At 64.7% G+C, this 20,323-nt stretch carries 22 protein-coding genes and 1 tRNA gene; 8 read left to right on the forward strand and 15 right to left on the reverse strand.

All coding sequences use genetic code 11. The features are described from left to right. Nucleotides 1-27 precede the first annotated feature (27 nt). The 6 genes from PA01_11790 to ccsA form a co-directional block, all read right to left on the reverse strand. On the reverse strand, nucleotides 28-654 hold the full coding sequence (locus PA01_11790; protein ID KON82175.1) for a DUF502 domain-containing protein: 627 nt from the start codon (nucleotides 652-654) through the stop codon (nucleotides 28-30). Between the two features lie 15 nt (nucleotides 655-669). Next, entirely contained in the window at nucleotides 670-933 is a 264-nt protein-coding gene (locus PA01_11795; protein ID KON82176.1) for a zinc ribbon domain-containing protein, read from the reverse strand. A gap of 137 nt (nucleotides 934-1,070) precedes the next feature. Further along, nucleotides 1,071-1,922, reverse strand: a complete 852-nt coding sequence (locus PA01_11800; protein KON82177.1) for an A24 family peptidase — start codon at nucleotides 1,920-1,922, stop codon at nucleotides 1,071-1,073. Between the two features lie 66 nt (nucleotides 1,923-1,988). Then, nucleotides 1,989-3,224 (reverse strand): type II secretion system F family protein, encoded by a 1,236-nt coding sequence (locus PA01_11805; protein ID KON82178.1) that lies wholly within the window; start codon nucleotides 3,222-3,224, stop codon nucleotides 1,989-1,991. Nucleotides 3,225-3,240: 16 nt separating this feature from the next. Beyond that, nucleotides 3,241-4,956, reverse strand: a complete 1,716-nt coding sequence (gene pilB, locus PA01_11810; protein ID KON82179.1) for a type IV-A pilus assembly ATPase PilB — start codon at nucleotides 4,954-4,956, stop codon at nucleotides 3,241-3,243. A gap of 115 nt (nucleotides 4,957-5,071) precedes the next feature. Beyond that, complete coding sequence (ccsA, locus tag PA01_11815; protein KON82180.1) at nucleotides 5,072-5,896, reverse strand: cytochrome c biogenesis protein CcsA; 825 nt, start codon at nucleotides 5,894-5,896, stop codon at nucleotides 5,072-5,074. A gap of 42 nt (nucleotides 5,897-5,938) precedes the next feature. On the opposite strand from ccsA, the gene ffh reads away from it, so the two are divergent. From ffh to cfa, 6 genes are all read left to right on the forward strand, one after another. Beyond that, a complete protein-coding gene (gene ffh / locus PA01_11820) occupies nucleotides 5,939-7,297 on the forward strand; it encodes a signal recognition particle protein (protein ID KON82181.1) in 1,359 nt (452 codons plus the stop codon). Between the two features lie 16 nt (nucleotides 7,298-7,313). Beyond that, nucleotides 7,314-8,078, forward strand: a complete 765-nt coding sequence (locus PA01_11825; protein KON82182.1) for an EI24 domain-containing protein — start codon at nucleotides 7,314-7,316, stop codon at nucleotides 8,076-8,078. A gap of 11 nt (nucleotides 8,079-8,089) precedes the next feature. Continuing rightward, nucleotides 8,090-8,839: a molybdopterin-binding protein gene (locus PA01_11830; protein KON82183.1), complete on the forward strand. Its 750-nt coding sequence runs from the start codon at nucleotides 8,090-8,092 to the stop codon at nucleotides 8,837-8,839. 47 nt (nucleotides 8,840-8,886) lie between these two features. Beyond that, the gene (locus PA01_11835; GenBank protein ID KON82481.2) at nucleotides 8,887-9,612 is read left to right on the forward strand and encodes a M48 family metallopeptidase; all 726 of its coding nucleotides are present in this window, start codon (nucleotides 8,887-8,889) and stop codon (nucleotides 9,610-9,612) included. A gap of 9 nt (nucleotides 9,613-9,621) precedes the next feature. Next, nucleotides 9,622-10,005, forward strand: coding sequence for a lactoylglutathione lyase (gene gloA, locus PA01_11840; protein KON82184.1), 384 nt, complete (start codon nucleotides 9,622-9,624; stop codon nucleotides 10,003-10,005). A gap of 342 nt (nucleotides 10,006-10,347) precedes the next feature. Beyond that, a complete protein-coding gene (gene cfa / locus PA01_11845) occupies nucleotides 10,348-11,538 on the forward strand; it encodes a cyclopropane fatty acyl phospholipid synthase (protein ID KON82185.1) in 1,191 nt (396 codons plus the stop codon). 87 nt (nucleotides 11,539-11,625) lie between these two features. Here cfa and PA01_11850 read toward each other — a convergent pair. The 5 genes from PA01_11850 to rpsU form a co-directional block, all read right to left on the reverse strand. Then, a tRNA-Ile gene (locus PA01_11850) sits at nucleotides 11,626-11,701 on the reverse strand. Nucleotides 11,702-11,747: 46 nt separating this feature from the next. Beyond that, nucleotides 11,748-13,742 carry an RNA polymerase sigma factor RpoD gene (gene rpoD / locus PA01_11855; protein KON82186.1) on the reverse strand — a complete coding sequence of 665 codons (1,995 nt, stop codon included), beginning with the start codon at nucleotides 13,740-13,742 and terminating at the stop codon, nucleotides 11,748-11,750. A gap of 49 nt (nucleotides 13,743-13,791) precedes the next feature. Beyond that, nucleotides 13,792-15,621, reverse strand: coding sequence for a DNA primase (gene dnaG, locus PA01_11860; protein ID KON82187.1), 1,830 nt, complete (start codon nucleotides 15,619-15,621; stop codon nucleotides 13,792-13,794). 37 nt (nucleotides 15,622-15,658) lie between these two features. Continuing rightward, a complete protein-coding gene (locus PA01_11865; protein ID KON82188.1) occupies nucleotides 15,659-16,105 on the reverse strand; it encodes a GatB/YqeY domain-containing protein in 447 nt (148 codons plus the stop codon). Nucleotides 16,106-16,199: 94 nt separating this feature from the next. Next, nucleotides 16,200-16,412, reverse strand: coding sequence for a 30S ribosomal protein S21 (gene rpsU, locus PA01_11870; protein ID KON82189.1), 213 nt, complete (start codon nucleotides 16,410-16,412; stop codon nucleotides 16,200-16,202). 148 nt (nucleotides 16,413-16,560) lie between these two features. Between rpsU and tsaD the strand changes: the two genes are divergently transcribed. Next, nucleotides 16,561-17,589: a tRNA (adenosine(37)-N6)-threonylcarbamoyltransferase complex transferase subunit TsaD gene (gene tsaD, locus PA01_11875; protein ID KON82190.1), complete on the forward strand. Its 1,029-nt coding sequence runs from the start codon at nucleotides 16,561-16,563 to the stop codon at nucleotides 17,587-17,589. A 62-nt stretch (nucleotides 17,590-17,651) separates the two neighbouring features. Here tsaD and plsY read toward each other — a convergent pair whose 3' ends face one another. Further along, nucleotides 17,652-18,245 carry a glycerol-3-phosphate 1-O-acyltransferase PlsY gene (gene plsY, locus PA01_11880; GenBank protein KON82191.1) on the reverse strand — a complete coding sequence of 198 codons (594 nt, stop codon included), beginning with the start codon at nucleotides 18,243-18,245 and terminating at the stop codon, nucleotides 17,652-17,654. Nucleotides 18,246-18,286: 41 nt separating this feature from the next. On the opposite strand from plsY, the gene PA01_11885 reads away from it, so the two are divergent. Further along, nucleotides 18,287-18,664 (forward strand): dihydroneopterin aldolase, encoded by a 378-nt coding sequence (locus tag PA01_11885; GenBank protein ID KON82192.1) that lies wholly within the window; start codon nucleotides 18,287-18,289, stop codon nucleotides 18,662-18,664. A gap of 42 nt (nucleotides 18,665-18,706) precedes the next feature. Here the strand turns inward: PA01_11885 and PA01_11890 are convergent, their stop codons facing one another. The 3 genes from PA01_11890 to PA01_11900 all read right to left on the reverse strand — a co-directional run bounded on the left by PA01_11890 (nucleotide 18,707) and on the right by PA01_11900 (nucleotide 20,192). Further along, on the reverse strand, nucleotides 18,707-19,075 hold the full coding sequence (locus PA01_11890; protein ID KON82193.1) for an H-NS histone family protein: 369 nt from the start codon (nucleotides 19,073-19,075) through the stop codon (nucleotides 18,707-18,709). 137 nt (nucleotides 19,076-19,212) lie between these two features. After that, nucleotides 19,213-19,701 carry a Cys-tRNA(Pro) deacylase gene (gene ybaK, locus PA01_11895; protein KON82194.1) on the reverse strand — a complete coding sequence of 163 codons (489 nt, stop codon included), beginning with the start codon at nucleotides 19,699-19,701 and terminating at the stop codon, nucleotides 19,213-19,215. Next, a complete protein-coding gene (locus PA01_11900; protein ID KON82195.1) occupies nucleotides 19,698-20,192 on the reverse strand; it encodes a methylated-DNA--[protein]-cysteine S-methyltransferase in 495 nt (164 codons plus the stop codon). The genes ybaK and PA01_11900 overlap by 4 nt, the downstream gene beginning before the upstream one ends. Nucleotides 20,193-20,323: the final 131 nt, after the last annotated feature.

Consider the following 20,323-nt stretch of genomic DNA (forward strand, 5'->3'; position numbering starts at 1 on the left):
CGAAGCGCGGGCCGTGGGGCCGCGGGGTTACTCACTAAGCAGGGCGGGGCGGGGGCGCGTGCTGCGCACGGCTGGCGCGACCACCCCCATCGAAATGATGTACTTGAGGGCTTCATCGACGCTCATGTCGAGCTCGATGACGTCTTCCTTCGGCATCATGAGGAAGAAGCCGGACGTGGGATTCGGTGTCGTCGGCACATAGACGCTGACGTGGTCGCCTTTTAGGTGATTAGCGGCATCCCCGCCCGGCGCGCCGGTGAGAAAGGCGATCGTCCATGATCCATGGCGAGGGTACTGCACCAGCAGGGCTTTGCGAAAAGCCTGGCCGGTGCTCGAAAAGAGGGTGTCGGAGACTTGCTTGACGCCGTAGTACAGCGACTTCACCACCGGAATGCGGGCGAGCAGCGCTTCCCAGTAGCGCACGAGCTTCTGGCCGATGACGTTCGCCGCGATCAGGCCTGTCGCAAGCACGATCAGCAGCCCGACGACGAGACCCGCCCCCGGGATGTTGAAACCGATCGCGTTGCGTGGCTGCAGGCCGTCGGGCAGCCACTCGATGATCTGGTCGAGCGTGCCGACGATCCACGCCAGTACCATGAAGGTGATCGACAGCGGGATCCAGATCAGCAGTCCGGTGATGAAGTACTTCTTCACGCGCCGCGGCCGTGCTCAGCCGGCATGGCAGGCACACGCTCCGCCACAGCCGCCGGCAGGAGCGCTTGCGGTTTCCGCCGGCCGGGGAGCGGGAGTGCCGCCCTTGAAGTCGGTGGCATACCAGCCGGTACCCTTGAGCTGGAAGCCCGCGGCCGAAACCTGCTTGACGTAGGTGCCCTGACTGCAGCTCGGGCAGGAAGTGAGCGGGTCGTCGCTCATCTTCTGGAGATGTTCCTTCTGGAACCCGCAACTGTCGCAACGATATTCGTAAATGGGCATGGCAACCTCCGGAAAGCAAGCGCGTAAGTCTAACGCAACGCATCATGGGCGAGAAGTGAGCGGCAGCGGGACTCCGCCCGCTGTCGCTCCCTACAGATGAGGGCGGGGCCGTTCGTTTCAAGCCTGCCCGAGGCGGCTCACAGGCTGCCGAGGTACAGCTGCGTCAGCGGCTCGCCCCAGAACAGCGCCAGCACGCCAGCAGCGGCGAGATAGGGGCCGAACGGAATCGGCACGTCCCGGCCGTGCCGGGCGAAAACGATCAGGCCAAGGCCGGTGACCGCGCCGACGAGCGACGAGAACAGGATCGTCAGCGGCAGCATCTGCCATCCGAGCCACGCCCCGATCGCGGCGAGCAGCTTGAAATCGCCATAGCCCATGCCTTCCTTGCCGGTGGCGAGCTTGAACAGCCAATACACCGCCCACAGCGCAAGGTAACCGGCGATCGCGCCGACGACGGCTTCCGCGAGTTCGCTGTACGTGCCGTCGAGATTGAAGAGCAGGCCGAGCCACAATAGCGGGAGGGTAAGGTTGTCGGGCAGCAGCTGGGTGTCGAGATCGATGAAGGCGAGCGCGACCATCGCCCACAGGAAAAGTATTGCGCCGATGGCTGCGAGGCCGAAGCCGAAGTGCCACGCGGCGTAGCCGGACAGCATCGCGGTGAGCAGTTCGACGATCGGATACCGGCGGCCGATCGGCGCGCTGCAGTGACGGCATCGCCCGCGCAGGACGAGATAGCTGACGACCGGGATGTTCTCGAACGCGGTGATCAGGTGGCCGCAGTGAGGGCAGCGCGAGCGCGGCACCGCGAGATTGTAAGGTTCCTGCTCCGGGAGCGATTCGCCGCGCAGTTCGGCAGCCTGGGCGTGCCATTCGCGCTCCATCATGCGCGGCAAGCGGTGGATGACGACGTTCAGGAAGCTGCCGACGAAAAGGCCGACGAGCGTCGCGAGCGCGGTGAACAGGAGGGGGTCGTGAAAGAGGTCGGGCATCGGGAGGCTTGATTGAATCCGCCCCGCGGCGCTGTGCAAGCGCCGCTCCGGGCAGAAGGGAACACTTCAGACGACCTGGCCGAGCTTGAAGATCGGCAGGTACATCGCGACGACGAGACCACCGATGACCACGCCGAGAAACACCATGATGATCGGTTCGAGCAGCGTGGACAGTCCGGCGACGGCGTCGTCGACCTCCTGTTCGAAGAAGTCCGCGACCTTGCCGAGCATCGAGTCGAGCTGCCCGGATTCCTCGCCGATCGACACCATCTGCACGACCATGCTCGGGAACACTGTCGCATTCTGCATCGCCACCGTGAGGCTGGTGCCGGTGCTGACTTCGGTCTGGATCTGGCGCGTCGCCGTCACGTAGACGTGGTTGCCGGAGGCGCCGCCGACCGAGTCGAGCGCTTCAACGAGCGGCACGCCGGCAGCGAACATCGTCGCCAGCGTGCGCGTCCAGCGCGCGATCGTCGCCTTGCGGATGATGTCGCCGACCACCGGCAGCTGCAGCACCGCGCGGTCGACGGCGATCTGCATCGCTTCCGAGCGTTTGTACATCGCGCCGATGCCCGTCACCGTCGCCGCGATGATGCCGAAAAGGATGTACCAGTACGCGACGAAAGCGTCCGAGATCGCGATGACCATCAGCGTCGGCGCGGGCAGGTCGGCGCCGAAGCTGGTGAACACGTTCTTGAACTCGGGCACGACGAACAGCATGATCACGGTGACGACGATCGCCGCGACGACGACGACCGCGATCGGGTAGAACATCGCCGACTTGATCTTGCCCTTGATCGCGAGAACTTTTTCCTTGTAGGTCGCGATGCGGTCGAGCAGGCCGTCGAGAATCCCCGCCTGCTCGCCGGCGGCGACAAGATTGCAGAACAGCTTGTCGAAATAGAGCGGATGCTTGGCGAACGCCTGCGACAGGCTCGAACCGGTCTCGACGTCGGTGCGCACCTCGTTGAGCAATCGCGCGAGGCTCGGATTGCCGGAACCCTTGATGCCGATGTCGAAGGCCTGCAGCAGCGGCACGCCGGATTTCATCATCGTCGCGAGCTGGCGGGTGAAGAGCGCGATGTCCTTGTCGGTGATCTTGTGACCGCGCGACATCTTCTGCTTTCTGACCTTGCTCACCCGCACGCCCTGGCGGCGCAGTGTCGCCTGCACGAGCGACGGCCCGCCCGCGCGCATCTCCCCGCGCACGAGCTTGCCGTTCTTGTCCTTGCCTTCCCAGCTGTAGAGCGTTTCCCTGGAGCGCGCAGGGACTGCGCGTCCGGCTCGCGTTGTCGTCGCCATGAGGCTTGTATGTTCCCTAATCGTTGGTTGAAGCGAGGACTTCTTCGAGCGACGTGACGCCCTGCCTGACTTTCAGCAGTCCGGACTGGCGCAGATCCTTGACGCCTTCGCGCTGGGCCTGCGCCGCGATGTCCATCGAGTTGCCGTTCGTCATGATGATGTGCGCGATCTCGTCGGTGATCGGCATGACCTGATAGATCCCGAGCCGCCCCTTGTAGCCGCTGCCCTTGCAGCGCTCGCAGCCCACCGGGCCGTAGGGCTGCCAGCTGCCGTCGAGCTCGTCGGCGGAGAAGCCCGCCTGCAGCAGCGCTTCGATCGGGATGTCGACGGGCTGCTTGCACGTGCACAGGCGCCGCGCCAGCCGTTGCGCGGTGATCAGGATCACCGACGAGGCGATGTTGAAGGGCGCGACACCCATGTTCTTCAGGCGCTCGAGCGTCGTCGGCGCGTCGTTGGTATGCAGCGTCGACAGCACCAGGTGGCCGGTCTGCGCGGCCTTGATCGAAATCTCGGCGGTTTCGAGGTCGCGGATTTCACCGACCATGATGATGTCCGGATCCTGGCGCAGGAATGCCCGCAGCGATGCGGCGAAAGTCAGTCCGGCCTTGTCGTTGACGTTGACCTGGTTGATTCCGGACAGATTGATTTCGGCCGGGTCCTCGGCCGTGGAGATATTCACGCCGGCCTTGTTGAGCAGGTTCAGGCAGGTATAGAGCGACACGGTCTTGCCCGAACCGGTCGGCCCGGTCACGAGGATCATGCCGTAAGGCCGCTCGATCGCGTCGAGCAGGATCTTCTTCTGTTCCGGTTCGTAGCCCAGCGCATCGACGCCGAGCATCGCCGACGAGGCGTCGAGAATCCGCATCACGATCTTTTCGCCATGCAGCGTCGGCAGCGACGAGACGCGAAAGTCGATCGACTTGTTCTTCGACAACACGAGCTTCATCCGCCCGTCCTGCGGCACGCGTTTTTCCGAGATGTCGAGGCGCGAGATGACCTTGATCCGGGCGGCGATCTTCTCCTTCAGGATCAGCGGCGGCTGGGCGATTTCGCGCAGCACGCCGTCGGTGCGCACGCGGATGCGGTAATACTTTTCGTACGGCTCGAAGTGGATGTCCGAGGCGCCTTCGTTGATCGCGTCGATCAGCACTTTCTGGATGAACTTGACGACCGGCGCGTCATCGACTTCCTGCGTGTCCTCGCTCGGCGTTTCACCGGGACCTTCCTGCTGCTGCAGGAGATCCATGTCGAACTCTTCCCCGGTGAGCTCCCTCAGCGTCTGTTCAGCGGTTTCGGCGAGGGACTCGACCAGACGCGCGAGCCGGTCCGCTTCGACGACGACGAGGTCCACCTGCAGACCGGTCTGGAAACGGATCTCGTCGAGCGCGCGCATGTTCGACGGATCGGCGGCGGCGACGGTCAGACGGTTCTGGCGCTTGCCGAGCGCGACCACCTGGTGCTTGCTCATCAGCTTGCGGTCGATCGCGTCGCGCGCAATGCTCGCGCTGTCGACCGCCGAGATGTCGAGCAACGGGTAGCCGAACGTCTCGGCGGCGAACCAGGCGACCGCGCGGTTCGGCACCAGCTTGCGATGCGCAAGTTCGAGGATGAACCCGTTCGGCACGCTGGCAGCGCCTGCGGTGCACGACATCGCGTCGGCTTCCGACAACCGGCCGTGCTGGATCATCGCTCGGGCAAGGCCGCTCAGCGCGGCCTGGGGATTCGCTGCCATGTACCGCTCTTAACTGACGGACGCCCGATGTTGCATGCGAGCCATCTTCTTGTAAAGATTTGCAACGTCAGACGCCTGCCGGGAGCGCAGCGGCGGCGGCGCAGTGGCAGCGAGTTCAATTTGCGCGACCGAGGACGACCTCGAGGACGAAGCGGCTGCCGACATAGGCCAGCACCAGCATGAAGAAGCCCGCCAGCGTCCAGCGCAGCGCGACGCGACCGCGCCAGCCGCGCACCCAGCGCCCGACGAGCAGCGCGCCGAACAGCAGCCACGAGATGATCGCGAAAACGGTCTTGTGGTCCAGCCGGAACGGCTGGCCGAACAGCGCTTCGGAGAACACCACTCCCGAACTGACCGTCAGCGTCAGCAGGATGAAGGCGATGCCGATCAGGCGGAACAGCAGCGTTTCCATCGTCAACAGCGGCGGGAGGTTGGAGAGCGTGCGCGTCAGGCGGCCGCTGTGCAGCTGCCGCTCCGCGACTGCCATCAGCGTCGCATGCAGCGCCGCGAGCGTGAACAGGCTGTAAGCGAGCATCGAGATGATGAAGTGCGCCCGAAACATCGCCGAGCCGGCGTTGGCAAGGACGTGCTCGCCGGGGAAAAGCAGCGCCAGCAAGCTGCCGGCAACTCCCGCGGCGATGACCATCGCATGGAGGCCCTCGAGGCGGGCATAAAATGTTTCGACCCAGTAGAAGCAGATCGCGAGCCACACGACCAGCGATACCGCCAGCCCGAATCCGAAATGCATCGCCTCGCCGGGGAACAGCGCCCCGCGCAGCGCCAGTCCGTGGGCCGCCAGCGCGCCCAGCAGGGTCACGCGCTCCAGCGTCGACATGCCTTCCCGGGGCTTTGCTGCCGGCATCTGCTGGCGGCGCCACAGCCAGATGCCGAGGATCGCGTACAGCGACGCGGCCAGTAGATGAAGTAGAATCGTCTGCATAGATTTTCATAGTTTACTCCATGGGCGAGGGCCCCAGCCAACATGCTCGACAATCTCACTCAGCGTCTGTCCCGGGTCGTCAAGACCCTGCGCGGGCAAGCCCGGCTCACCGAGGACAACATCCAGGAAGCGATGCGCGAAGTCCGTCTCGCGCTGCTCGAAGCGGACGTCGCGCTGCCGGTGGTCAAGGACTTCGTCGCCCGCGTCCGCGAAAAGGCGGTCGGCCAGGAAGTCATCGGCTCGCTCACGCCGGGCCAGGCGCTGGTCGGCGTCGTCCATGACGAACTCAAGACGCTAATGGGCGGCGCCCATGTCGGGCTGAACCTCGCGACGCAGCCGCCGGCCGTGGTCCTGATGGCCGGCCTGCAGGGCGCGGGCAAGACCACTACTACCGGCAAGCTCGGCAAGCTGCTGCACGAGCGGATGAAGAAAAAAGTGCTCGCGGTTTCGGCCGACGTGTACCGCCCCGCGGCGATCGAGCAGTTGAAAGCAGTGTCGGCGCAGGCCGGCATCGACTTCTTCCCGTCGACGCCGGACCAGAAGCCGGTCGATATCGCGCTCGCAGCGATCGATCATGCGCGCCGCCATTATTACGACGTCGTGCTGCTCGACACCGCCGGCCGCCTCGCGATCGACGCGGCGATGATGGACGAGATCAAGGCGCTGCACGCGGCAGCCCGGCCGATCGAGACGCTGTTCGTCGTCGATGCGATGCTCGGCCAGGACGCGGTGAATACTGCCCGCGCGTTCAACGAAGCCTTGCCGCTGACGGGCGTCGTGCTGACGAAGCTCGACGGCGACGCGCGCGGCGGCGCCGCGCTGTCGGTGCGGCACGTCACCGGCAAACCGCTGAAATTCGCCGGCGTCGGCGAGAAACTCAGCGGGCTCGAGGAGTTTCATCCCGAGCGGATGGCGAGCCGCATTCTCGGCATGGGCGACATCCTCGGCCTCGTCGAGGACGCACGACGCGGCGTCGACGAGGACAAAGCGCGCGCTTTCGCGCAGAAGCTCAAGACCGGCAAGGGCTTCGACCTCAACGACTTCAAGGAGCAGATCGCACAGATGCGCAAGATGGGCGGTCTGTCGTCGATGATGGAAAAGCTGCCGGCGCAGTTTGCGCAGGCCGCCGGCAAGCTGCAGGGCGGAGGCGAGGAAAAGGCGATCGGACGCATCGAAGGCATCATCAACTCGATGACCGCGGCCGAACGCGCGAAGCCGGAAATCCTCAAGGCGAGCCGCAAGCGGCGCATCGCTGCAGGCGCCGGCGTCACGGTCCAGGAAGTCAACCGCCTGCTGAACCAGTTCGAGCAGACGCAGAAGATGATGAAACAATTCTCCAAGGGCGGCATGCAGAAGATGATGCGGGGCATGAAAGGCATGCTGCCCGGCATGATGCGCTGAGCCGGCCGCACGCGCGATGAGCGAAATCCTGATTGCCTTCGGCCGCGCGCTGCGCAGCCTTACCCGCCGCGGCGTGCTGGTGCATCTGCTGTGGCCGAGCGTCGTCGCGCTGCTGCTGTGGATCGGGATCGCAGTCTTCCTGTGGACACCGGTCGTCGAAGGCATCATGGCGTGGATCGACAGTTGGGCGTTCGCGCGCGACTGGCTGACCGGGTCCGAAATCGGTGCCGCGACGGTGCTGACGCTGGTGAAGATCGCGCTGGTGCTCGCGTTGCTGCCGCTGGTGTATGTGACGGCCGCGCTGCTGGTCGCGGTGTTTGCGTTGCCGATGATCCTCGAGCGCGTCGCGGCGCGCGATTACGCGGATCTCGAGCGGCGAAAGGGCGGATCGAACCTGGGCAGCGCGTGGAATGCGCTGGTCGCCGGCTTGCTGTTTCTGCTCGGCCTGCTTCTTTCGTTGCCGTTCTGGCTGATCCCCGGCGTCGGCATCGTGGTTTCGCTGGTGCTGACTGCGTGGCTCAACCAGCGCGCGTTCGGTTACGACGCGCTGATGCTGCACGCCGACCGCGAGGAACTGGCGCGATTGCCGCAGGTGCTGCGCCCGCCGATGTTGCTGCTCGGCGGCAGTTGCGCGCTCCTGGCGTATGTGCCGCTCGTCAATCTGCTGGCTCCGGCGTTCTGCGGCCTGGCTTTCGTGCATTTCATGCTCGAATCCTTGCGTCGCGAACGCATCGCGCGCGGCGTCACGGTGCTCGACGCGCTGCCCGGCGCTCCGTCATAGGGGAGTCCGCGATGGTTTTCGGCGCAGTCATCATCGGTGACGAGATCCTGTCCGGGCGACGGACCGACAAGCATCTTCCGAAGCTCATCGAACTGTTGGCCGTTCGCGGGCTCAAGCTCGGCTGGGCGCGATATGTCGGCGACGCGGCGCCGCGTCTCGTCGACACGCTGCGCGAAACTTTCGCGAGCGGCGACATCGTGTTCAGCTTCGGCGGCATCGGCGCGACGCCGGACGACCGCACGCGGCAAGCGGCCGCGGCGGCGCTGGGAGTGGAACTGGCGCTGCATCCGCAAGCCGAAGCGCTGATAAGCGAGCGCTTCGGCAACGAGATCAACGCGCACCGGCTGCAGATGGGGATGTTTCCGGTCGGGGCCGAAATCGTGCCGAATGCCTATAACCGCATCCCCGGGTTTTCGATCCGAAACCACTTTTTCGTGCCCGGCTTTCCCGTCATGGCGTGGCCGATGGTCGAGTGGGTGCTCGATACGCGGTTTCACGCCCTGCACCATGCCGACGACTACATCGAGGAAGCGATCACGGTATGGGACGCGTACGAGGGCCAGCTCATCGACCTGATGGAAACCGTCACGGCCGGCTATCCGGACGCGACGCTGTTCAGTCTGCCGACGGTCGCTGTCTCGGGTGAGCGACGCTCGATCGAGCTCGGCATGAAAGGTGCTGCCGCGTGCGTCGCCGCCGCGATGGCGCAGATCCGGCTGGAAGTGTCGGCGCGCGGCTACGAGTGGCAGGACAAGTGTTGAAACCGCGATCGTCGCGTGGTCCGGCCGCAACCGAGGAACCGCGCGTGATCCAGCTCGCGGGACAGGACGTGCCGTATGTGCTGCGCCGCTCGGTGCGCCGCACTTTCGCACTGCAGATCGATCATCGCGGCGTCAAAGTGGCAGTGCCGCAGCCCGCGCGCGAAGTGGATGTCGAACGTTTCATCACCGGGCACCAGGACTGGCTGCTCGGCAAAATCGCAGCCCGTCAGGCGCAGGCCGGGACGCTGCCGTTCGAGCCGGTTGACGGCGCGTGCCTGCCGGTGCTCGGCGAAAGCTGTCGCCTGCGTGTCGGCGAGCCCGGGCGCTCGTCGTACTGGCGACAAAGTCCCGATGGCACTGAAGAACTCGTCCTCGGGAAGACGCGCGATCCGCGCGGCGCGCTCACGCGCGCATTGCGCAAGCGTGCGTTGCCGTGGTTTGCCGAGCGTGTCGCCGCTTACTGCCTCTGGCTCGGGCGCAGCACGCCGCCCGTCCGGTTGTCGTCGGCGCGAACGCGCTGGGGCAGCTGCAGCTCGGTCAGCGGCATTCGCCTGCACTGGCGGCTGATCCATCTGCCTCCCGAACTCATCGACTACGTCGTCGCCCACGAGGTGGCGCATCTGGTCGAAATGAATCACTCGCCGCGATTCTGGGCCGTGGTCGCGCGGCTTTATCCCGACTGGAAAACAGCTCGCACCCGGCTGCGCGCGGCCGGACGTGCGCTGCCTCTCATCGAGCCCGGAAGCGGTGACGAAACCCTGAACGAAGACTGAGGACTGCCGATGCGAATCCTTCACACGATGCTGCGAGTGGGCGATCTGGACCGTTCGATCGCGTTCTACACTGAAGTTCTCGGCATGCGCCTGCTGCGTCGCCAAGACTATCCGGAAGGAAAATTCACGCTCGCCTTCGTCGGCTACGGCGACGAGGGCGACAGCGCGGTGATCGAGCTCACGCATAACTGGGACGTCTCGACCTATGAACTCGGCAACGGATTCGGCCACATCGCGCTGGCGGTCCCCGATGCCCGGCGGGCGTGCGACGAGATCCGCGCGCGCGGCGGAAAAGTCGTGCGCGAAGCCGGCCCGATGAAGCATGGCAACACCGTGATCGCGTTCGTCGAGGATCCGGACGGCTACAAGATCGAACTGATCCAGCGCGCCTGAACTCGCCTGCGTCAGGCCGCGCGGCGAATTGCCGCCGTTTCCTCGTCGAACGCTCCTGCCGCAGCTCGACTCTTGTCCGAGCGTGCCCCGGTCGCACGGGTCGGTCACGCGAATCCTTCGCGCTGCAACGGCGACGTCGCAGCTGCTGCGACGTGCAGCCGACCGCCCGCACTGCCAGTAATGGGCAGTTGAATCGGCGGAAGCTGTCGACCATCCTGAAGACATTGGCCGCGATGTGCTTCTCCCGGCGACTGCGTGAGCGGAACTCTTCCAACGTTCGCAGGTGTCCACGCTTGCAGCAGGCGCGACCGGTAACGGAGTGCCAGTGACAGGAAGTTTCCCATGTCCGATCCGACCTCAAGCGAGCGCCGCGAACATAATGCCAGCGAGGAATCGCGCCTCCACCAGATGCTGGTGGAGCTGCTGGAGAAAGCCGACGTGCGAATCGGTGGCGATCGTCCCTGGGATATCCGCGTCTTCGACGCCAAGCTTCCCGAGCGGGTTTTTTCGATGGGCAACGTGGGTCTCGGCGAAGCTTACATGGATGGCCACTGGGAAGCGGACCAGCTCGACGAGTTCTTCAGCCATATCCTGCGTGCCCACCTCGACCGGAAAGTCCAACCGCTGCGCCTGGCATTCCATGCGTTGCGCACCCGCCTGCTCAACCGACAAAGCCTGAAGCGGGCCTGGCGAGTGGGCGAGGCCCATTACGATCTCGGCAACGATTTCTACGCGGCGATGCTCGATCCGCGCATGACCTACAGTTGCGCCTACTGGGAGGGCGCAAGCGACCTCGCGCAGGCGCAGGAAGCCAAGCTCGATCTCATTTGCCGCAAGCTCGGCCTCGAACCCGGCATGCGGCTGCTCGACCTCGGGTGTGGCTGGGGCAGCCTGATGGGCTATGCCGCGGAGCGCTACGGGGTCGAGTGCATCGGAATCACCGTATCGAAGGAGCAGGCCGCGTGGGCGCAGCAGCGCTACGCCGGCTTGCCGCTGGAGTTTCGCCTGCAGGACTACCGGTCGGTCAACGAGCGCTTCGACCGCATCGCCAGCGTCGGCATGTTCGAGCACGTCGGACGCAAGAACTACCGCACTTTCATGGAAGTCGCGCGACGTTGTCTCGTCGACGACGGATTGTTCCTGCTTCACACGATCGGCAAGAACCAGCGCGACGTTGTTTCCGACGCGTGGGTCGACAAATACATTTTCCCCAACGGCGAGCTTCCGTCGCTCGGCCAGATCGGCGACGCCGTCGACGATCTCTTCGTCGTCGAGGACTTGCACAATTTCGGCGCCGACTATGACAGGACGCTGATGGCGTGGTATCGCAACTTCGAAGCGGCGTGGCCACGCTTCCGGGGCCGGCTCGGTGAGCGCTTTCGCCGCATGTGGCGTTACTACCTGCTGTCCTGCGCCGGCGCATTCCGAGCCCGCGACATACAACTGTGGCAGTGGGTATTTTCGCCGGAAGGCGTCCCTGGAGGATACCGGCGCCCGGCAACGATACGGCGGCAGGAGGCGGCGCGTGGATGAACGCGGTAAATGCGTCGACGCGCGGATTGGCAATCGCCGAAAGCACAACGCCAACCCCGAAGGATTGGCGCAAGTGCTCGATTCTAATGGTGGGCCCAGCAGGACTCGAACCTGCAACCAAAGGATTATGAGTCCTCTGCTCTAACCATTGAGCTATGGGCCCGGAAAGGAGGTGGATTGCCCGTCGCGGGGACGGGCGAGGAGGACGATCAGGCGTCGCTGTCGAGGAAGCTGCGCAGCCGCTCGGAACGGCTCGGGTGGCGCAGCTTGCGCAACGCCTTGGCTTCGATCTGGCGGATGCGTTCGCGAGTGACGTCGAACTGCTTGCCGACTTCCTCGAGCGTGTGGTCGGTGTTCATTTCGATGCCGAAACGCATGCGCAGCACTTTCGCTTCACGCGCGGTCAGCGAGTCGAGCACTTCACCGGTCGCGTCGCGCAGGCTCGAGTACATCGCGGCGTCGGCCGGGGCGAGGGTCGCCTGGTCCTCGATGAAGTCGCCCAGGTGCGAATCGTCGTCGTCGCCGATCGGCGTTTCCATCGAGATCGGTTCCTTGGAGATCTTCATGATCTTGCGGATCTTCTCCTCGGGCATCTCCATTTTCTCGGCGAGCGTCGCCGGATCGGGTTCCTGGCCGGTTTCCTGCAGGATCTGGCGGCTGATCCGGTTCATCTTGTTGATCGTCTCGATCATATGCACCGGGATGCGGATCGTGCGCGCCTGGTCGGCGATCGAGCGCGTGATCGCCTGGCGGATCCACCACGTCGCGTAGGTCGAGAATTTGTAGCCGCGGCGGTATTCGAACTTGTCCACGGCTTTCATCAGGCCGATGTTGCCTTCCTGGATCAGGTCGAGGAATTGCAAACCGCGATTCGTGTATTTCTTCGCAATCGAAATCACGAGGCGCAAGTTGGCCTCCGTCATTTCGCGCTTCGCGCGGCGCATCTTCGCTTCGCCGGTGGACATCTGGCGGTTGATGTCCTTGAGTTCCTTCAGCGGAATGCCGATGCGCGTCTGCAGGTCGATCAGTTTCTGCTGTTCCTCGAGCACCGCAGGATGCACCCGCATCAGGCCTTCGGCGTAGTTCTTGCCGGCGCCGATTTCGTCCTTCAGCCAGTCGAGATCGATCTCGCGGCCGGGAAACACCTTGATGAAGTGCTGGCGCGGCATGCCGGCTCGGTCGACGCACAATTGCAGGATGTGGCGCTCATGACCGCGGACCTGTTCGACCATGTGGCGCACCGAGTCGCACAGCCGCTCGATCGACTTCGCGGTGAAGCGGATGTTCAGCAGTTCGCCGGAAATCTGTTGCTGCAGATCGAGGTACGCGCGGTCCTGCGAGCCTCCTGCGGCGAGCACCGCCATCTTCCGCTCGTGCAGCTCGCGGATCGTCGTGAAACGCACCAGCGCGTCGTTCTTCAGCTGCAGCAGCGTCGCGGCGTTCGCTGCAGCTTCCTTGTCTTCGTCGCTTTCGTCGTCGTCGTCGCCGCCGACGTCTTCGCTCTCGACTTCCTCGTCCGCGGCACTTTCGTCATCGGCCGCCTCGACCGCCGGCGCCTCGACCGCCTGGGCCGCGTTCGGGTCGATGAGCCCGTCGATCAGCTCGTCGATGCGCATCTCGTCGCGAGCGACCTTGTCGGTGATCTCGAGCATTTCGGCGATCGTCGTCGGACACGCGGAAATGGCCTGGACCATGTGACGCAGGCCGTCCTCGATCCGCTTCGCGATCTCGATTTCGCCTTCGCGAGTGAGCAGTTCGACGGTGCCCATTTCGCGCATGTACATGCGCACCGGATCGGTCGTGCGGCCGAACTCGGAGTCGACCGACGACAAGGCCTGTTCGGCCTCTTCCTCGGCGACGTCTTCGTCGACACTGCTCGGCACCGCGTCCGACATCAGCAGGTCTTCGGCAGCCGGTGCCTCGTCGAAGACGCGGATGCCCATGTTGTTGAACGTCGCGATGATGCCTTCGATCTGCTCGGCGTCGGCGACATCGTCCGGGAGATGGTCGCTGATCTCGGCGTACGTGAGATAGCCGCGCTCCTTGCCGAGCGTGATCAGGGTCTTTAGGCGGGTGCGGCGAACCTCGGCGTCGAGAGGCGCCACTTGCGGGCCTTCAGCTACCAACACTCCTTTGTCTTTGGCTCTGGAAGCTCGTCCCTTCGGGCTGTCCTTGCGCGAATCCTTGGTTTTTTCGCGGGCCATGGTACTCCTTGGTTCGGGCGGGAAATGAATTGGGTAACCTGCAATGGTACTAAAAATCTTGGACTTTGCCGAGATTGACGAGGTTCATTTTTTCGATTAAGAGCGCCGCAAGCCGGCGCCGCTCGATCGGCGACAGACCGGATTCGCGCTCCCGGGCGGTCAGCCCGTCAATTTCACGGGCGATCGCGTCGGCGTGCAGTTTGCGCAGCGTGTCTTCGAAAAGTATCTCGACGACCGCATCGTCGAACTCCGCGTCGACAAGTTCGCCTGCGGTCGTCGCGAGCGTTTCCCCGTGCGGGGTTTCGCGGAAGCGTTCGACCAGGGCGCCGAGCCCAAGGTTCGCGGCGAGATCGCCAGTGCTTGTCGCGTCAATGATTGCGACCAGCGCTTCGCCCTCGGCGTTCATTGTCGGGACGAGGTCGACCGGCAGTCGCGCCGCCAGGGCGGGGTGCTGGAGCACGAGCCGCAAGAGCGTGCCCACGGTCGAAGGGGGCTTGCGGCGCGGCCGCATTCCTGGGGTCGAACGGCGCGGCGCGGCGGCGGCAGGGCGATAGCCGGGAGCGACGGTGGGATGCTCGCCGGGCCCTTCGCGGCCGTCCTCCGAGAGCCCATACGCCCGCTCGATTTCGCTCTGGCTGAACTGGCTTGCCTCGGCGATCGACTTCACGATCTGCAGCCGCAGCATTGGCGCGGTGATCCGCGTGACGAGCGGTTTCGCTTCGTGGACGAGTCGTGCACGCCCTTCTGCGCTGTCGAGCGCGCAGTCCGCCTGCAGTTCGCGCAGCAGGAAAGTCGTCAGCGTCGTTGCGGCGTCAGCGGCCTGGCGGAACGCTTCGGCACCATGAGCGCGCACGAACGAATCCGGGTCGTGTTGCTCGGGCAGGAACAGGAAGGCGAGGGTGACGTCGTCGCGCAGCGCTTCGAGCGACGATTCGAGCGCCCGTCGAGCGGCCTTGCGCCCCGCCGCGTCGCCGTCGAAGCAGAACACGATGCGTCGGGACTGGCGCAGCAGCACATTGATGTGGTGCGTCGTCGTCGCGGTGCCGAGCGTCGCGACCGAATTGCCGATGCCGTGCTGGGCGAGCGCCACGACGTCCATGTAGCCTTCGACGACGATTACATGGCCCGCGTGGCGGATCGGTTTCTGCGCCTGGAGCAGCCCGTAGAGCTCGCGGCCTTTTTCGAACAGCGGGGTTTCCGGCGAGTTCAGGTACTTCGGTTCGCCGCTGTCGAGAACCCGTCCACCGAACGCGATGACGCTCCCGCGCCGGTCCTGGATCGGGAACATGATGCGGTTGCGGAAGCGGTCGTAGCGTCGCCCGGCTTCATTCTCGATCACGAGGCCGGCTTCGAGCAGTGGCTTCGCATCGTAGTCCGGGAAGCTGCTGGACAAGCCCTGCCAGTCGTCGGGCGCAAAGCCGATGCCGAAGCGCGCCGCGATTTCACCGCTGACGCCGCGTCTTTTAAGGTACTCGATCGCCGCGGAGGCCTGCCTGAGCTGGTCGCGGTAGTGCCGCGCCGCGACGCTCATCGCCTCGATCAGCGCTGCGTAAGCGGGATCCGCGTCGGTGCGCGGAGTCGGGCCACGTTCCTGCGGGACCTGCAGGCCCGCCTGGGTGGCGAGTTCCTTGACTGCCTCGACGAACGGCAGCCCGCTGTATTCCATCAGGAATCCGACGGCACTGCCGTGGGCGCCACAGCCGAAGCAGTGGTAGAACTGCTTGGTCGGGCTGACCGAGAACGACGGCGACTTCTCGCCGTGGAACGGGCAGCAGGCGAAGTAGTTGGCGCCGCCTTTTTTCAGCGGCAGGTGGCGCTCGATGACGTCGACGATGTCGACCCGGGCGAGCAGATCCTGAATGAACGACTGCGGAATCATGACTGGGCGCGGGCCCGCCCGCGGGGGCGGCAGCCAATCAGCTCGCCAGCCTCGCGCGCACCCGGCGCGACGCTTCAGTCATGTCGGCACGGCCCGCCAGGCGTGGCTTCAGCAGCGCCATGACGCGTCCCATGTCAGCGGGACCGGTGGCGCCGGCTTCGCCGACGGCGGCGGCAATCGCCTCTTCGAGTTCGGCGTCGGACAGCGGCTCGGGGAGATAGGCCGACAACACCGCGATCTCGAAGCGTTCGGCGGCAGCCAGTTCCGGCCGATTGGCGCCTTCGTACTGGGTGGCTGCGTCGCGCCGTTGCTTGACCAGTTTTTCAACCGTCGCGGTGATCGCAGCATCGTCGAGTTCGACCCGCTCGTCGATCTCGCGCTGCTTGACCGCCGCGAGCAGCAGGCGGACTGCGGACAGGCGTGCGCTATCCTTCGCACGCAGCGCCGCCTTCATGTCGTCCTGGATGCGTTCCTTGAGAGACATGATGTACTCCAGTTCGAAAATGCAAAAGCCACGCCGGGCACGAACCCTATGATTCGTGCCCGGCGTGGTGTCGGCCGGCTGAACCGGTGACGGATCAGTACAGCTTCGGCGGCAGAGTCTGGCTGCGCAGGCGCTTGTGGTTGCGCTTGACCGCGGCGGCCGACTTGCGCTTGCGTTCCGCGGTAGGCTTTTCGTAGAACTCGCGGGCGCGAAGCTCAGTCAGCAAACCGGTTTTTTCGATGGTGCGCTTGAAGCGGCGAATGGCGACTTCAAACGGCTCGTTTTCCTTGACGCGAATACCCGGCATTGCGAACGTCCTTGTGTGTCTTGTAGGCGGAAAAACGCGGATTATAACGACTGGCAGACGCCAAGCCAAGCACAAACTTCGACCGGGCACACCAGACGGGCCGTTAGAATAGGCGCCTGTGCGAACGTGCCGTCCAAATGGTGGGGTGATGAAAATACTGGGAATCGAGACTTCGTGCGACGAAACGGGTGTGGCGATCTTCGACACTGTGGCCGGTTTGCTCGGGCATTGCGTCCATACCCAGGTCGCGCTGCATGCCGCGTATGGTGGTGTCGTGCCGGAGCTCGCGTCGCGCGATCATATCCGCCGCCTGCCGCTGCTCGTGAAGCAGACGCTGGAGGCGGCCGGCTGCGAGCTGTCGCAACTCGATGCGGTCGCTTACACGGCAGGGCCGGGGCTTGCCGGGGCGCTGCTCGTCGGCGCGAGCTTCGCCGAGTCGCTCGGAGTGGCGCTCGCTGTGCCGGTTTTGCCCATTCATCATCTCGAGGGGCACCTGCTGTCCCCGTTGCTCGCCGCCGATCCGCCGGCGTTTCCGTTTGTCGCGTTGCTCGTGTCCGGCGGCCATACCCAGTTGATGCGGGTGTCGGGCGTGGGGGAATATGCCCTGCTCGGAGAATCGGTGGACGATGCGGCCGGAGAGGCGTTCGACAAGACGGCGAAGCTCCTCGGGCTCGGCTACCCGGGCGGGCCGCAACTGGCCGCGTTGGCCGAGCGTGGGCAGACGGGCCGTTTTCGCCTGCCGCGTCCGATGCTGCGTTCGGGCGATCTCGATTTCAGCTTCAGCGGACTCAAGACCGCGGTCCTCAACGTCGTGTCGGCGCCGACGTGGCGGGCCGAGGATGTCGCCGACCTGGCGGCGGATTTCCAGGCGGCGGTGGCCGACGTGCTGTGCGCGAAGGCGCTGCGTGCGCTCGAGCAGACCGGCTTGGCCCGGCTCGTCGTGGCGGGCGGAGTGGGGGCCAATCGCCATCTGCGCGAGCGACTCGATGCCGCGATGCGGCGCAAGGGTTGGCGAGTGTATTACCCGGAACCCGAACTGTGCACCGATAACGGCGCGATGATCGCGTTCGCCGGCGCGCTGCGCGTCGCTGCGGGGCAGCGCGGGGGCGAAATCCCGGCAGTGCGAGTGTTTCCTCGCTGGCCTCTGGCCGAGCTGCATTCACCCGTTCGGACGTGAGCAAAAGGCGGCTCTGACAGGCGTCGGTGCGCGGGGGGGCATTGCAGTGCGACCACCGGGGATCAACTCTTGCTTGCGCCGATCTTGCTTTCGGACCCGTTCATCAGTTTTCGTATGTTCGGGGCGTGGCGCCACACCAGGAGGCCGGCGATCAGCGCGAGCACGGCGACCGTCGGGGTGGTGCCCAGCAGAACGGCGCCCGAAATCGGCGTGATCGCTGCAGCGGCGAGCGCCGCTGCGGACGAATAGCGGGTCAGGACCGCGACCGCGAGCCACACGAGGAGCGCGCTGAGCGCGACCCAAGCATTGATCCCGGCTAGCACGCCGAGTGCGGTCGCCACGCCCTTGCCGCCGCGGAAGCGCAGGAACACGCTGAAGACATGGCCGAGAAACGCCGCCAACCCGGCCAGCGCTGCTTCGACTGGCGGAAAACCCAGCTTCGCCGCCGCCCATACGGCGAGCCACCCCTTCGCGCAGTCGCCGACCAGCGTCAGCAGGGCCGCAGCCTTGTTGCCGCTGCGCAGGACATTGGTTGCACCGGGGTTGCCGGAGCCGTAGCGGCGAGGGTCCGCAAGTCCGAACAGGCGGCTCGAAACGATGGCGAACGGGGTCGAGCCGAGTGCGTACGCGGCGAGCAATAACAGGAGGAAATTCATTTTTTCACCTAGAATTGCCGGAATTCTAATCGGGAAACAGCATGGATTTCATCTTCATCGAGGAGCTGCGCGTGCAGGCGTGGGTAGGCATCTATCCCCGTGAAAAGGCCGTCCCCCAGCCGGTCGAGCTGAATCTGACTTTCGGCGTGCCGGATTCCGCGGCCGAAAATGACGACATCGCGGGGACGATCAACTACGCGGACGTGATCGAACGAATCCGGAAGGAATTGGCCGAGCGCCATTTCAATCTGATCGAGACGCTCGGAGAGTTCGTCGTGAAGCTGCTATTCGACGAATTCGGCGCGCCGTGGGTCAAGATCCGCATCGCGAAGATCGGCGTGAAGAAAGGCGTGCGTCGTGTCGGCGTGTATATCCAGCGGGGACGCGAAGGAGTCTCGCTCCCGGCCACTGCAATCTGAAAGGTGATCGTGGCGCGCCCGTTAAAGAGGCGCCACGACGGGTTATTTTTCGGCAGCGATCTCGAGTTCCACGAGGGGCTTTTCCTGGGCAAGCCAATCCACGACCCATTGCGGTTTTCTGCCGCGCCCGCTCCAGCCGACCGACGGATTTTCCGGGTGGCGGTACTTCGCCGGAATCGGGCTGTTTTTCTTCGCTGCGGGTTTCGCTTTCCGCTTGCCGGGGCTGCGCTTGTCCTCGCTCGCCGGAGCGCTTCCGATAAGGTCGGTGAGCGACAGGCCTTCGTCCGCCGCCATCTTCTGCATTTTCTTGATCAGTTCGCGGCGCGTGTTATCGCTGCGCCGGCGGATTTCCGTTTCTACCTTCGACTGCAGGCGGCGCAATTCGGTCAGCGACAAAGTGGCCAAGTCCATGATCTCTCCAGATATCGAGGGTGGTTAGTTATGAAGGCAATGAATCGGGGATGAAATGCCAAACCGCATGCTCGCGATTATTGCCGATTATTTTGCCAGTAAATCCGGAGAATTAAAACGTTGCGGACGAATGCGACCTAGATTCCGGCGCTGACGAGCCGGGGCTGCAATACTCGCAGTATTTCCTGCGGAGATATTCCGAGCAGGAATCCCCGCCGACCGCCGTTGATATAGACGAGCGGAAGATCGACGATCGAGTTTTCCATGAACACCGGCAGGCGTTTTCGCATCCCGAAAGGAGAAGTGCCGCCGACGAGATAACCCGAATGACGATTCGCGACTTCCGGAGTGCAGGGCTCGATGCGTTTGCGGCCGGCTTGCCGTGCGAGTTCCTTCGTCGCTACTTTCCGGTCGCCATGCATCAATACGACCAACGGCGCGCCGCTGTCGTCTTCCATTACCAGCGTCTTGACGACCGCATGTTCGTCGACACCCAGTTCCCGGGCCGACACTTTCGTTCCGCCATGAGGTTCGTAGGTGTAGAGATGCGTCGTATAGGCCACGCGATGCTGTTTAAGAAAACGGGTGGCCGGCGTTTCCGGTGCGTGATGTTCGGTTCTGCTCACCGGGTTGCCTCGAACGCGAGAAGCCAGCGCTTGGCGTCGATCAGGTAGCCTCCCGATGCGCCGGCAAATCCACCGATGCCTGCTGCCGATACGACACGATGGCAGGGAATCACGAGGGGAAACGGGTTTGCCCGGCACGCCTGGCCGACCGCCCGGGCGGCGCTGGCGAGCGCCTTCGAAAGATGTGCGTACTGCCGCGTCTCGCCGCGCGGAATCGCCGCGATCGCGTCCCATACCCGCTGCTGAAACAACGTGCCACGCGTCGCCAGGGGCAGGTCGAAAGGGTGGTCCGGGTCTTCCAGCCAGGCGTGGATCTGCCCGGCCGCGCGCTCGGCGAGCGCGCAATCAGGAGGCATTGCGGGCGTGCCCGGGGGAAGGAAGACGAGCTCGTGAATGACGTTTCCCGCAGTCCGGATGCCGAATGCGCCGAACGGCACGGCGAGGATTGCGGCGAACGGGTCGCCGGATGAAGCGGTCGGAGTGAGGTTCATGGTCCGCGATGCAGTGTCGAGAGAGATTCAGGACCCGCGCGGCCACCGCAGGCTTCCGGTTGTCGGGACCTCGCCCGCGACCGCGCGACGACGTGCGCGACGAGCGGTCGCGTGCGGCAGCCTTTCGGGAC

This window comes from Azoarcus sp. PA01, from assembly GCA_001274695.2.
Taxonomy (GTDB): domain Bacteria; phylum Pseudomonadota; class Gammaproteobacteria; order Burkholderiales; family Rhodocyclaceae; genus Aromatoleum.

Bases quoted from the DNA above. Each gene is read 5' to 3' on its own strand.
- PA01_11805 (KON82178.1), bottom strand. From the start codon at position 3,224: ATGGCGACGACAACGCGAGCCGGACGCGCAGTCCCTGCGCGCTCCAGG.
- PA01_11830 (KON82183.1), top strand. From the start codon at position 8,090: ATGGTTTTCGGCGCAGTCATCATCGGTGACGAGATCCTGTCCGGGCGA.
- PA01_11885 (KON82192.1), top strand. From the start codon at position 18,287: ATGGATTTCATCTTCATCGAGGAGCTGCGCGTGCAGGCGTGGGTAGGC.
- PA01_11900 (KON82195.1), bottom strand. From the start codon at position 20,192: ATGAACCTCACTCCGACCGCTTCATCCGGCGACCCGTTCGCCGCAATC.
- rpsU (KON82189.1), bottom strand. From the start codon at position 16,412: ATGCCGGGTATTCGCGTCAAGGAAAACGAGCCGTTTGAAGTCGCCATT.
- plsY (KON82191.1), bottom strand. From the start codon at position 18,245: ATGAATTTCCTCCTGTTATTGCTCGCCGCGTACGCACTCGGCTCGACC.
- gloA (KON82184.1), top strand. From the start codon at position 9,622: ATGCGAATCCTTCACACGATGCTGCGAGTGGGCGATCTGGACCGTTCG.
- tsaD (KON82190.1), top strand. From the start codon at position 16,561: ATGAAAATACTGGGAATCGAGACTTCGTGCGACGAAACGGGTGTGGCG.
- PA01_11890 (KON82193.1), bottom strand. From the start codon at position 19,075: ATGGACTTGGCCACTTTGTCGCTGACCGAATTGCGCCGCCTGCAGTCG.
- ffh (KON82181.1), top strand. From the start codon at position 5,939: ATGCTCGACAATCTCACTCAGCGTCTGTCCCGGGTCGTCAAGACCCTG.
- dnaG (KON82187.1), bottom strand. From the start codon at position 15,621: ATGATTCCGCAGTCGTTCATTCAGGATCTGCTCGCCCGGGTCGACATC.
- pilB (KON82179.1), bottom strand. From the start codon at position 4,956: ATGGCAGCGAATCCCCAGGCCGCGCTGAGCGGCCTTGCCCGAGCGATG.
- rpoD (KON82186.1), bottom strand. From the start codon at position 13,742: ATGGCCCGCGAAAAAACCAAGGATTCGCGCAAGGACAGCCCGAAGGGA.
- PA01_11800 (KON82177.1), bottom strand. From the start codon at position 1,922: ATGCCCGACCTCTTTCACGACCCCCTCCTGTTCACCGCGCTCGCGACG.
- ccsA (KON82180.1), bottom strand. From the start codon at position 5,896: ATGCAGACGATTCTACTTCATCTACTGGCCGCGTCGCTGTACGCGATC.
- PA01_11865 (KON82188.1), bottom strand. From the start codon at position 16,105: ATGTCTCTCAAGGAACGCATCCAGGACGACATGAAGGCGGCGCTGCGT.
- cfa (KON82185.1), top strand. From the start codon at position 10,348: ATGTCCGATCCGACCTCAAGCGAGCGCCGCGAACATAATGCCAGCGAG.
- PA01_11795 (KON82176.1), bottom strand. From the start codon at position 933: ATGCCCATTTACGAATATCGTTGCGACAGTTGCGGGTTCCAGAAGGAA.
- PA01_11825 (KON82182.1), top strand. From the start codon at position 7,314: ATGAGCGAAATCCTGATTGCCTTCGGCCGCGCGCTGCGCAGCCTTACC.